Origin of the sequence: Streptomyces sp. NBC_01476, assembly GCF_036227265.1 — a bacterium.
In the GTDB taxonomy this organism is placed as follows: Bacteria; Actinomycetota; Actinomycetes; order Streptomycetales; family Streptomycetaceae; genus Actinacidiphila.
This window is the reverse complement of record NZ_CP109446.1, coordinates 6107813-6119834: the sequence shown is the minus strand read 5'-3', so window position 1 is coordinate 6119834 and position 12022 is coordinate 6107813. Positions and strand designations below refer to the sequence as shown.

The following is a 12022-nucleotide window of genomic DNA, read 5'->3' as shown; positions in this document are numbered from 1 at the left end:
ACCCGTCGCTGGTCAAGCGTCCGCCGGTGACCGGTTGCTCGCGCAGTTCCTCCCCCAGACTTCGTCCGGGGGTGCCCCCAGCGCCCCTGACGGGGCGGGGTGCCCCCTTGGACGTTGGGGGTTACGCCGGTAGCCAGCGAGCCAAAGGGCGCGCCGGTGTCGAAAGGGAGAACGCGCGCAGGGAGCGAGGAACGAGCGAGCGAGCACGATCGACCGTCGACACCGGATTTAAGCGCCCGGAGGCGAGAAGGCGGCAAAAAAGGGGGAAAGGGCGGTGCCTACACGGACAACGGCACCGTGGACCAGGGCACCCTCACTTCCGACCCGCACCCTCTTCCGGCACCCACACCCCCGACCCGCACCCCCCTACGGCACCGTCACTTCCGGCACCCACCCCGATACGGCACCCTCACCCTTCACCCCCACCCCCACTCCCCGCACCTCACCCCCAACCCCCACCCGATAGGGCACCGCCATACCGCACCCCCACCCCGTACCCACCCCCGCCCACCCCCGTCTCCACCGTCCCCCGTCTCCACCGTCCCCCGTCCCCGTACACTCACCGCCATGATCGGGGCTGGGGCTCGGGTGAGCCGGCGGGGTTTGGTGGTGGCGGCGGCCGTTGGGGTCGTCGGTGGATGCTCCGGGGGTGAGGGGTCGGCCAAGAAGAAGAACGCGCCGGCGAGGCCCGTACCAGGGGTGGCCGAGAGGGCGCAGGCCGCACGGGACAGCGGGGGCCTGGTGACGCGGTACGACGCCGCGATCGCCGCGCATCCGACGCTGGCCGGCCGGCTGGCGCCGCTGCGGGCCGAGGTGGCACAGCACGTGCAGGCGTTCGGCGGAAAGGTCGCCGCGCCCCCCACAGGGTCGACACCAACGCCGACACCCACGCCGCCCCCCACCACCCCGCCGGACTCCCCCGCGCAGACGCTCACCGCGCTCGCCGCCGCCGAGCGGGAGCTGGCCGACCGCAGGGCGAAGGTGCTGCTGACCGTGCCGGGCGACCTCGCGCGGCTGCTGGCGTCCGCCGCGGCAGCCGGCGCCGGCCACGTCGTCCTGCTGAACGCGAAGCCCAAACCCGCGTGAGCACCCCACCCCCACCGTCGCCGCACCCCACCCCAAAGCCAGAGCCCAGGACCGCATGAGCACCCCGTTCCCACCCCCCGGCCACCCCCACAACCACCGCACCCCCACCACCCCCACCGTCGCCGCACCCCACCCCAAAGCCAGAGCCCAGGACCGCATGAGCACCCCACCCCCAAGACACCCCACCCCCACCCCCCTCACCCCGAAAGCGACGGCCCCATGACCACCGAGCTGGATGCCGCGCAGGCGGCGCTCGCCGCGGAGCACGCCGCGGTGTACGGGTACGGCGTGGTGGGCGGGCGGGTCGGGGGTGCGCGGGAGGCGGAGGCGCGGCAGGCGTATGACGCGCACCGGGCCCGGCGGGACGCGCTCAGCCGTACGGTCACGGATCTGGGCGGGAAGCCGGTCGCCGCGGCGGCGGGGTACGAGTTGCCGTTCGCGGTGACGGACGCGGCCGGTGCGGTGCGGCTGGCCGCCTTCCTGGAAGACCGGGTGGCGGGCGCGTACGGCGATCTGGTGCGTGCGGCGACCGGCGCCGTACGCGGTGACGCCGCCGCCGGGCTGCGGGAGGCGGCGGTGCGCGCGGTGCGCTGGAGCGGCGGGAGCGTACCCTTCCCGGGATTGGCGGAACGCGACTGATCGCCTTGTCGACATAAGCGTCACAGGCGTTCCGCCGCGGCCACGGACGACGTCACCACGGAGGGAACGCAGACCTATGGGTTCAGCGGGGCACCACGGGGGGCCTGACCACCTGGACCTGGAACCGCCGGAGCGGCTGGCCCGCACCATCGGCGTCTGGGAGGGCGAGGCGGGCCGGGCGTGGCTGGCGCGGCTGCCGGGCCTGGTGACGGAGTACCTGACGCGGTGGGAACTGACCCCGGAGCGGGTCTTCGCCGCGGGCGGCCAGATCAGCATGATCGTGCTGGTCAGGACCGCGGACGGCACGCCGGCCGTGCTCAAGGTGGGCATGGTCAACCGGGAGACCGCCCAGGAGCACGCGGCGCTCGCGCAGTGGGACGGGCGGGGTGCGGTCCGCCTGCTGCGGGCCGACCCGGAGCAGGGGGCGCTGCTGCTGGAACGGCTCCAGGCGGACGTGTCCTTGCGGTCGCTGGCCGAGCCGAAGGCGATGCTGGAGGCGGTCGAGGTGCTGCGCCGGCTGTGGGTACCGGTGCCCGGCGGCCACCCCTTCGCGACGGTGGCCGGGTACACCGGTGAGCTGGTCCCGCTGCTCCGGCAGCGCGCCGAGGAGCCCTGGGCGGCCGATGCCCGTCCGCTGGTCGACGAGGCGCTGGCGGTGCGTGAGGCGCTGCTGGCGGACGCCCCCGCGCCGGTCCTGCTGCACGGGGACTTCCACCACGGCAATGTGCTGGCCGGCGACCGCCTGGCGTGGCTCGCGATCGACCCCAAGCCCCTGGTCGGCGACCCCGCCTACGACGTGGCCTGGCTGGCCAGGGACCGCCTGTCCACCCTGGCCGCCCAGCCGGGTTCCCGCGCCGCGGCACGCCGCCGGCTGGCCCAGCTCTCCTCGGCGCTGGAGATCGACCCCGAGCACCTGCGCGGCTGGTCTCTCTTCCGTGCGGTCGAGGCGGGCATCTGGTCGATGACGATGGGCGCCCGGGAGGACGGCGAACTCCTCCTGGAGTTCGCCGACTGGCTCTGACCCCGCGTCACCCGGCGGCCCAAAGTCACCCGCCGCCCCCGCCCCGCCCCCGCGTCACCCGCCCAGCCGCGCCAGCGCCTCCGCAAGCGGCAGTTCCTCGCGGACGCCGGTGCGGCGGTCCTTGAGCTCCACGACGCCTTCGGCGGCGCGGCGGCCCGCGGTCAGCAGCACCGGTACGCCGATCAGGTCGGCGTCGGCGAACTTGACGCCCGGGGAGAGGCCGGTGCGGTCGTCCAGCAGGACGCGGCGGCCCGCGGTGTGCAGCGCGTCCGCGGCCCGGGCGGCGAGTTCGCGCTGCGCGGCCTTGCCGGCGGGGACGATGTGGACGTCGGCGGGGGCGACTTCGGCGGGCCAGCACAGGCCGTGGGCGTCGGCGGTCTGCTCGGCCAGGGCGGCGACCGCGCGGGAGATGCCGATGCCGTAGGAGCCCATGGTGACGCGGACGGGCCTGCCGTCGGGGCCGAGGACGTCGAGCCGGAAGACGTCGGTGTACTTGTGGCCGATCCGGAAGATGTGGCCGATCTCGATCGCCCGGTCGAGGCGCAGCCCGGCGCCGCAGCGGGGGCAGGGGTCGCCGGGTTCGACGGTGGCCACGTCGAGGGAGCGGTCGACCTGGAAGTCACGCCCGCACACGACGTTGGCGGCGTGCCGGCCGGGCTTGTTCGCGCCGGTGATCCAGGCGGTGCCGGGCGCGACCCGGGGGTCGGCGAGGTAGCGGATACCGAGGCCCTGGGGGCCGACGTAGCCGCGTACCAGCTCGGGCCGGGCGGCGAAGTCCTCGGCGGTGGCGAGTTCCACTGTCGCGGGCGCGAGGTGCTCCGCGAGCTTGCCGAGGTCCACCTCGCGGTCGCCGGGGACCCCGACCGCGGTGATCTCCCCGTCCACGGTGACGAGCAGGTTCTTCAAGGTGGCGGCGGCGGGCACGCCGAGGTGCGCGGCGAGCGCGTCGATGGTGGGGGTGCCGGGGGTGTCCAGTTCCTCGACAGGTCCGGCAGGTCCGCTGCCGGCGGCGGCCGGCACCGTGGCGGTGAAGGTGACCGCTTCGGTATTGGCGGCGTAGTCGCACCGGGGGCAGTCCGCGTAGGTGTCCTCGCCGGCCGCGGCGGGCGCCAGGAACTCCTCGGAGTCGGAGCCGCCCATAGCGCCCGACACCGCCGAGACGATCCGGAAGTCCAGGCCGAGCCGGCGGAAGATCCTGGTGTACGCCTCCCGGTGCAGCCGGTACGCCTCGGCGAGGCCCTCCTCGGTGGTGTCGAAGGAGTACGCGTCCTTCATCTGGAACTCGCGCCCGCGCAGCACCCCGGAGCGGGGCCTGGCCTCGTCCCGGTACTTCGTCTGGATCTGGTAGAGGATCACCGGCAGCTCCTTGTAGGAGCTGACCTGGTCCTTCACCAGCTGGGTGAAGATCTCCTCATGGGTGGGCCCGAGGATGTAATCGCTGCCCTTGCGGTCGGTGAGCCGGAAGAGCAGGTCGCCGTACTCCGCGGCACGGCCGGTGGCCTCGTACGCCTCGCGGGGCAGCAGCGCGGGCAGCAGCACTTCCTGGCCGCCGATCGCCTCCATCTCTTCGCGGACGATCCGGCCGACGTTGTCCAGGACGCGTTTGCCCAGCGGCAGCCAGCTCCACATGCCGGCTGAGGAGCGACGGACGTAGCCGGCCCTGACCAGCAGCTTGTGGCTGGCGGTCTCGGCGTCGGCCGGGTCGTCGCGCAGCGTCTTGAGCAGCAGCCGGGACATGCGCAGGACCATGGCGGGCCTCCTGTGGTTCGGGAAGTCCGGGGAGGATATCCAGCGCGGGGCCCTGGTCCGTACTGGTTATCCGGCCGCCGCGGGGTGCCGCCTGAGCAGCGGGAGGGGTGCGCCCATAACGGCGTACGGCCGGCCGGCGCTCGGGAAGTGCACCGGGCGGGCGAGATCGCGGTAGCCCAGCGAACGGTAGAGGTGGCGGGCGGGGCTGTCGCCGTCGATGGCGGACAGGATGCTGCGCGGTTCGGTCGCGGTGTCGGTGATGCCGGTGATCAGGCGGCGGCCGATGCCCTGGTTCTGGAAGCCGGGCAGCACGTGCAGTTCGGTGATGACGAAGGAGTCGTCGAGCCAGTCGTCGTTGCCCTGCTCGCGCAGGTACGGCTGCACGACGCTGGACCACCAGTGGGCGCGGTCGTTGGGCAGGCCGTAGACGAAGCCGACCAGCCGCCCGTCGGGGGTGCACGCGCCGAGTGCGCGGGCTCCGGGGCTCCCCAGGTGCCGCAGCACAATCTGCCGCCGGATGGCCACCTCGTCCGGCCCGAGCCCGAAGGCCACCGCTTGTACGGCCAGCGCCTCATCGACCCGCGCCACGAGGTCACAGGGCCCGACCACCACGTTCTCCATGAGCCGGGACCCTATCGGTCCGTCAGAACAGGACCGACATGAAGGCGCCGACTTCGGTGAAGCCCACACGGCGGTAGGTGGCGCGGGCGGGGGCGTTGAAGTCGTTGACGTAGAGGCTGGCGACCGGGGCGACGTCCCGCAGGGCGTAGTGCAGGACGGCGGCCATACCGGTCTCCGACAGGCCGCGGCCGCGGTAGGCGGGGGCCACCCAGACGCCCTGGATCTGGCAGGTGTGCCGGGTGACGGCGCCGATCTCCGCCTTGAAGACCACCTCGCCGTTCTCTATCCGGGCGAACGCCCGTCCGGTGGTGACGAGTTCGGCGACCCGGGCCTGGTAGAGCAGGCCGCCGTCGCCGGCCAGCGGGGAGACGCCGACCTCCTCGGTGAACATCGCCACGCAGGCCGGCAGCAGCACCTCCATCTCGTCGCGGCGGACCCGGCGGACCAGCGGGTCGGGGGCGATGTCCTGGGGCAGGGCGCGGGTGGTCATCAGCGGCTGGTGGGTGCGGACCTCGCGGGCCGGTCCCCAGTGGGGTTCGAGCCGGCTCCACAGGTCGGCGGTGGCCTCGGCAGGACCGACGATGGACGAACAGCGCCGGCCGGACCTGCGGGCCCGCTCGGCGAACGCGGCGACCGCCTCGGGGGTCGCGCAGATCGGTACGAGGTTGGCGCCCGCGTAACACATCGAGGTGAGCTTGCCGCCGCTGTACCAGCCCCACATCTCGCCGCCGAGCCGCCAGGGGTCGAGCCCGGCGACATTGACCCGGGAGGTGACGAAGGCGTTGGCCACCGGGTCGCGGCCGAGTACGGCCAGGGCGGCGTCGAGGTCGCCCGGGTCGAGGACTCGGGCAGTCGAGTGGGTCAACATGGCAGCGCCTCACCGTGCGGGCCGCGGACGACGGCGGGGAGTGACCCCGAGACTTTACCGCGCAGCGGCAGGCCCTGCCCCGCGCCCGGTGAACGGTACGCGCGGCAGGGCCCGAACCACGCGGTCAGGAGACGCTCACCTGCGGTTCACCGGAGGCGGCACCGGCCGCTTCCATCTGCTCCGCGAGCTTCATGGCCTCATCGATCAGGGTCTCGACGATCTGCGACTCGGGGACGGTCTTGATGACCTCACCCTTGACGAAGATTTGGCCCTTGCCGTTGCCGGAGGCGACGCCGAGGTCGGCTTCGCGGGCTTCACCGGGGCCGTTGACGACGCAGCCCATGACGGCGACGCGCAGCGGCACTTCCATGCCTTCCAGGCCGGCCGAGACCTGGTCGGCGAGCTTGTAGACGTCGACCTGGGCGCGGCCGCAGGACGGGCAGGAGACGATCTCCAGCCGGCGCTGGCGCAGGTTCAGCGACTCCAGGATCTGGATGCCGACCTTGACCTCCTCGGCCGGCGGCGCGGAGAGCGAGACCCGGATGGTGTCGCCGATGCCCTCGGCGAGCAGCGCCCCGAAGGCGACCGCGGACTTGATGGTGCCCTGGAAGGCGGGTCCTGCCTCGGTGACGCCGAGGTGCAGCGGGTAGTCGCACTGCTGGGCGAGCAGGCGGTAGGCGTTGACCATGATCACCGGGTCGTTGTGCTTGACCGAGATCTTGATGTCGCGGAAGTCGTGCTCCTCGAAGAGGGACGCCTCCCACAGCGCGGACTCGGCGAGCGCCTCGGGAGTGGCCTTGCCGTACTTCTCCAGCAGACGGCGGTCGAGCGAACCGGCGTTGACACCGATCCGGATCGGGACGCCCGCCGCGGAGGCCGCCTTGGCGATCTCCTTGACCTTGTCGTCGAACTGCTTGATGTTGCCCGGGTTGACCCGGACCGCGGCGCAGCCGGCGTCGATCGCGGCGAAGACGTACTTCGGCTGGAAGTGGATGTCGGCGATGACCGGGATCTGGGACTTCCTGGCGATGGTGGCGAGCGCGTCGGCGTCGTCCTGGGTCGGGCAGGCGACCCGGACGATCTGGCAGCCGGACGCGGTCAGCTCGGCGATCTGCTGCAGCGTCGCACCGATGTCGGAGGTCCTGGTGGTGGTCATCGACTGAACGGAGACCGGTGCGTCGCCGCCCACAGCAACGCTTCCGACCTGGATCTGGCGGCTTTTGCGGCGGTCGGCGAGTCTGGTCGGAACATCCGGCATACCGAGCGAAATCGCGGTCATCTGCGTGGCATCCCCAAGGTTGGTACGAGGTCCCGTCGTGGGCGGGTGCGTGCTTCGAGGTTACGGCACCACACCCACGACTCTCACCCGGCCCGAGCCATTACGTACTGAGTTTGACCGGGTTCACCACGTCGGCGATCAGGACCAGCAGCGTGAAGGACACGAAGATTCCGGCCACGACATAAGCGACCGGCATCAGCTTGGCGACGTCGAAGGGTCCGGGGTCCGGCTTGCGGAAGACCCGGGCGGTGTGCCGGCGGACCGCCTCCCACAGGGCGCCGGCGATGTGCCCGCCGTCCAGCGGCAGCAGCGGCAGCATGTTGAAGAGGAAGAGCGACAGGTTGAAGCCGGCCACCAGCATCACCATGGTGGCGATCCGGTCGATCGCCGGTTCCTGCAGCGAGAAGACCTCGCCGCCGACGCGGGCCGCACCGACCACGCCCATCGGGGAGTCGGCCTTGCGCGGGGCCCCGTTGAAGGCCGCGTTCCACAGGTCGGGGATGCGCTGCGGCAGCCGGAGCAGCGAGTCGACGCCCTGCCGGGCCATGTCGCCCATGTGGCTCACCGAGCTGGTGAAGGTGAGCGGCTGGATGTGGCTGGCCGGGCTGAAGCCGAGGAAGCCGGCCGTCACGGTGCCGCCGTCGGGGAGCGGATTGCCGTCGCCGTCGGTCTTGGCGACGACGTTCGTGGTGATCGTCGGGTGCAGGGTGACGCGCTTGCCGTCACGCTCGACCACGATGACGGCCTTGCCCGCGCCCTTGCGGATGTCCTTGGAGAGCCCGGCCCAGTCGTGCACCGGCTGACCGTTGAACTCAAGGAACTTGTCGCCGGGCTTGAAACCGGCCGACTTGGCGGGTGCGACCGGGTCGCTGGGCAGGCACGGGTTGGCGGCGTCCCGCTTGGCGGTGTCGGCCTGGGAGATCACGCAGTCGCTGACCTGGCCGACCACGGTGGTCTGCTTGCTGATGCCGATGCCCATGAAGACCGAGATGGCCAGCGCGAAGGCCAGGATCAGGTTCATGAACGGTCCGGCGAACATCACGATGACGCGCTTCCACGGCTTGCGCGTGTAGAAGAGCCGGCTCTCGTCGCCGGGCTGGAGCTCCTCGAAGGCGGCCGAGCGGGCGTCCTCGATCATGCTGCGCCACGGTGAGGTGGAGCGGGCGGTGATCCGGCCGTCGTCGCCGGGCGGGAACATGCCGATCATCCGGATGTAGCCGCCGAGCGGGATGGCCTTGAAGCCGTACTCGGTGTCGCCCTTCTTCCGGGACCAGATGGTGGGCCCGAAGCCGACCATGTACTGGGGCACGCGGATCTTGAAGAGCTTGGCGGTGGAGAGGTGGCCCAGCTCGTGCCAGGCGATGGAGACCATCAGGCCCACGGCGAAGACGACTATGCCGAGGACCGTCATGAGAGCCGTCATACGCCTGCTGCCTCCGATGCCTGTGCCAGTTCCGCCGCCCGGGCGCGGGCCCAGACCTCCGCTTCGAGGACGTCCGGGACGGTCATCCGGGTTCCCGGCACAGGGGTGCCGTGCTCCTCGACGACGCGGGCGACGGTGTCCACGATCCCGGTGAACGACAGCCGACCGGCGCGGAAGGCTTCGACGCATTCCTCGTTGGCGGCGTTGAACACCGCGGGTGCGGTCCCCCCGAGGCTACCCACATGGCGGGCCAGCGCGACGGACGGAAAAGCGTCGTTGTCGAGCGGGAAGAACTCCCAGCTCGATGCTTTCGACCAGTCGAAGGCGGGGGCCGCGTCCGGTACCCGCTCAGGCCAGCCCAGGCCCAGGGCGATCGGCATCCGCATGTCGGGGGGGCTGGCCTGGGCCAGCGTGGAGCCGTCGGTGAATTCCACCATCGAGTGAACGGCGGACTGCGGATGGACCACCACCTCGATGCGTTCGAAGGGAATGTCGTACAGCAGATGGGCCTCGATGACCTCCAGGCCCTTGTTGACGAGGTTCGCCGAGTTGATGGTGACGACCGGGCCCATGTCCCAGGTGGGGTGGGCCAGGGCCTGCTCGACGGTGACGCCGGCCAGCTCGGCGCGGCTGCGGCCGCGGAACGGGCCGCCGGAGGCGGTGACGATCAGCTTGCGGACCTCGCCGCGGCTGCCGCCGAGCAGCGCCTGGAAGAGGGCGGAGTGCTCGGAGTCCACCGGGACCACCTGGCCGGGCCTGGCGGCGGCCTTCACCAGCGGGCCGCCGGCGATCAGCGACTCCTTGTTGGCGAGGATCAGCACCCGGCCGGCCTCCAGGGCGGCCAGGGTGGGCCGCAGGCCGATGGAACCGGTGACGCCGTTGAGTACGGAGTGGCACGGCAGGGCCGCGGCCTGGGTGGCGGCGTCGGGTCCGGCCAGGATCTCCGGCAGCCGGCCGGTGCCGTACCGCCGGCCCAGCGCGTCCTTGAGCGGTCCCACCGCGGCGGGGTCGGCGACCGCGACGGTGTGCACGCCGAGGGCGTGGGCCTGCTCGGCCAGCAGCTCGACCCGGCCGCCCGCGGCGGAGACCGCGACCACCCGGAAGCGGTCGGGGTTGCGGCGCACCACGTCGATCGCCTGGGTGCCGATCGATCCGGTCGAACCGAGAATCACGATGTCCCGGGGCCCGCCGCCGGGTTCCGGCGTGACGTGGGGGCGGTAGTGGGGGTCTGCGAGAGCGTCCGTCATGGGGTCATTGTGTCGTGCCGGGGCCGGATCCCACGCCCGGGTGGCCCCAGCGGCCCCATGGCGGAGTTCCGGCCCCTCCGGCCGCTGCTCAGTGCACCGGCCGGTGCACGTTCTCCTTCGTGGACGGGCCGGGCGTGGCGTCGGCGATCCACGGGCCTTCGCGGCTGGGGTCGACGATGCCGGCCTCCAGCCACCCCATCGAGCCGCTCAGCACCGCCTTGGCGAGCTGGTGGTCAGGGCCGTCGGTGTTGGTCCACAGCCGGGTGAAGAGCTCGTCGGTACGGACCCGGGACTGCCGGCAGAAGACGTCGGCGAGCTGCCGTGCCTCGCGGCCGTGGTCACCGGTGGCCGCCAGGTGCTCGGCCCGTACGCAGACGGCGCTCATCGCGAAGAGTTCCGCGCCGATGTCCACGATCCGGGCCAGGAAGTTCTGCTTGGTCTCCATCCGGCCCTGCCAGCGGGACATGGCGTAGAAGGTGCTGCGGGCGAGCTTGCGGGCGGTGCGTTCGACGTACCGCAGATGCCCGGCGAGCGGGCCGAACTCGGCGTAGGAGGTGGGCAGCTGGCCGGGTCCCGCGACGAGCTTGGGCAGCCAGCGGGCGTAGAAGCCGCCGGCCTTGGCGCCCGCCCTTGCCTTGTCGCCCAGCGTGGCGTCGGGGTCGATGAGGTCGCCGGCCACCGACAGGTGGGCGTCCACCGCCTCGCGGGCGATCAGCAGGTGCATGATCTCGGTGGAGCCCTCGAAGATCCGGTTGATCCGCAGGTCGCGCAGCAACTGCTCGGCCGGCACCCCGCGCTCGCCGCGTGCGGCCAGCGAGTCGGCGGTCTCGAAGCCGCGGCCGCCGCGGATCTGCACCAGTTCGTCGGCCATCAGCCAGGACGCCTCGGAGCCGAAGAGCTTGGCCAGCGCGGCCTCGATCCGGATGTCGTTGCGGTCCTCGTCGGCCATCTGCGAGGAGAGGTCCACCACCGCTTCGAGGGCGAAGGTGGTGGCCGCCATGTAGGCGATCTTGGAGCCGACGGCCTCGTGCTCGCCGACCGGGCGGCCCCACTGCTCGCGGGCCACCGACCACTCGCGGGCGATCTTCAGGCACCACTTGGCGGCGCCGACACAGGCCGCGGGGAGCGAGAGGCGGCCGGTGTTGAGGGTGGTCAGGGCGATCTTCAGTCCGGCGCCCTCGGCGCCGATCCGGTTCGCCGCGGGGACACGGACCTGGTGGAAGCGGGTGACGCCGTTCTCGATGCCGCGCAGGCCCATGAAGGCGTTGCGGTTCTCCACCGTGATGCCGTCGGAGTTCGCCTCGACGACGAAGGCGGTGATGCCGCCCTTGTGCCCTTCGGACTCCGGCACCCGGGCCATCACCACCAGCAGATCGGCGATGACGCCGTTGGTGGTCCACAGCTTGACGCCGTCCAGCAGGTAGTCGTCGCCGTCCGGCACCGCGCTGGTGGCCAGCCGGGCCGGGTCGGAGCCGACATCGGGCTCGGTGAGCAGGAAGGCGCTGATGTCGGTACGGGCGCAGCGCGGCAGGAACGTGCGCTTCTGCTCCTCGGTGCCGAACATCTTCAGCGGCTGCGGCACACCGATCGACTGGTGGGCGGAGAGCAGCGCGCCGATCGCGGCGCTGGCGGTGCCGACCAGTGCGAGCGCCTTGTTGTAGTACACCTGGGTGAGGCCGAGGCCCCCGTACGCCTCGGGGATCTTCATCCCGAAGGCGCCGAGTTCCTTCAGACCCTCGATGGTCTCCTCCGGGATGCGGGCCTCGCGCTCGATGTGCGCCCCGTCGATCCGCTGTTCGCAGAAGTCGCGGAGCTTGTCGAGGAACGCCTCGCCCTTGGCGACGGCGTCGGGTGCGGGCAGCGGGTGCGGGTGGATGAGGTCGAGGCGGAAGCGGCCGAGGAAGAGTTCCTTGGCGAAACTGGGCTTGTGCCAGTCCTGCTCCCGGGCGGCCTCGGCCACTTGCCGGGCTTCACGCTCCGAGACGTTACGTACTGCGGCGGGTGCGGACACGGGTGCGTCACCTCCGGGTAGCCGGTTACCAACCGGTGCTACTTGTCCGTACTACCCGAATATCCACGGTGCAGCCAG

10 protein-coding genes are annotated in these 12022 nt (G+C 72.0%); 3 read left to right on the top strand and 7 right to left on the bottom strand.

The window, feature by feature from the left end; all coding sequences use genetic code 11:
- The first annotated feature begins 699 nt into the window (after positions 1 to 699).
- The 3 genes from OG552_RS26850 (at position 700) to OG552_RS26840 (ending at position 2746) form a co-directional block, all read left to right on the top strand.
- Positions 700 to 1086: a hypothetical protein gene (locus OG552_RS26850; protein WP_329137179.1), complete on the top strand. Its 387-nt coding sequence runs from the start codon at positions 700 to 702 to the stop codon at positions 1084 to 1086.
- Positions 1087 to 1305: 219 nt separating this feature from the next.
- On the top strand, positions 1306 to 1725 hold the full coding sequence (locus OG552_RS26845; RefSeq protein ID WP_329137177.1) for a ferritin-like domain-containing protein: 420 nt from the start codon (positions 1306 to 1308) through the stop codon (positions 1723 to 1725).
- 76 nt (positions 1726 to 1801) lie between these two features.
- Entirely contained in the window at positions 1802 to 2746 is a 945-nt protein-coding gene (locus OG552_RS26840; protein WP_329137176.1) for an aminoglycoside phosphotransferase family protein, read from the top strand.
- Positions 2747 to 2800: 54 nt separating this feature from the next.
- Here OG552_RS26840 and OG552_RS26835 read toward each other — a convergent pair whose 3' ends face one another.
- The 7 genes from OG552_RS26835 to OG552_RS26805 all read right to left on the bottom strand — a co-directional run bounded on the left by OG552_RS26835 (position 2801) and on the right by OG552_RS26805 (position 11944).
- Positions 2801 to 4495 (bottom strand): proline--tRNA ligase, encoded by a 1695-nt coding sequence (locus OG552_RS26835; RefSeq protein ID WP_329137174.1) that lies wholly within the window; start codon positions 4493 to 4495, stop codon positions 2801 to 2803.
- Between the two features lie 66 nt (positions 4496 to 4561).
- Positions 4562 to 5116 (bottom strand): GNAT family N-acetyltransferase, encoded by a 555-nt coding sequence (locus OG552_RS26830; RefSeq protein ID WP_329137173.1) that lies wholly within the window; start codon positions 5114 to 5116, stop codon positions 4562 to 4564.
- Between the two features lie 22 nt (positions 5117 to 5138).
- Positions 5139 to 5984 carry a GNAT family N-acetyltransferase gene (locus tag OG552_RS26825; RefSeq protein WP_329137171.1) on the bottom strand — a complete coding sequence of 282 codons (846 nt, stop codon included), beginning with the start codon at positions 5982 to 5984 and terminating at the stop codon, positions 5139 to 5141.
- Between the two features lie 124 nt (positions 5985 to 6108).
- Positions 6109 to 7263: a flavodoxin-dependent (E)-4-hydroxy-3-methylbut-2-enyl-diphosphate synthase gene (gene ispG, locus OG552_RS26820; protein WP_329137169.1), complete on the bottom strand. Its 1155-nt coding sequence runs from the start codon at positions 7261 to 7263 to the stop codon at positions 6109 to 6111.
- Positions 7264 to 7363: 100 nt separating this feature from the next.
- Positions 7364 to 8686 carry a M50 family metallopeptidase gene (locus tag OG552_RS26815; protein ID WP_329137167.1) on the bottom strand — a complete coding sequence of 441 codons (1323 nt, stop codon included), beginning with the start codon at positions 8684 to 8686 and terminating at the stop codon, positions 7364 to 7366.
- Entirely contained in the window at positions 8683 to 9933 is a 1251-nt protein-coding gene (gene dxr / locus OG552_RS26810) for a 1-deoxy-D-xylulose-5-phosphate reductoisomerase (RefSeq protein WP_329137165.1), read from the bottom strand. Before dxr ends, OG552_RS26815 begins: the two co-directional genes overlap by 4 nt.
- Positions 9934 to 10021: 88 nt before the next feature.
- Positions 10022 to 11944 carry an acyl-CoA dehydrogenase family protein gene (locus OG552_RS26805; RefSeq protein ID WP_329137163.1) on the bottom strand — a complete coding sequence of 641 codons (1923 nt, stop codon included), beginning with the start codon at positions 11942 to 11944 and terminating at the stop codon, positions 10022 to 10024.
- Positions 11945 to 12022 lie beyond the last annotated feature (78 nt).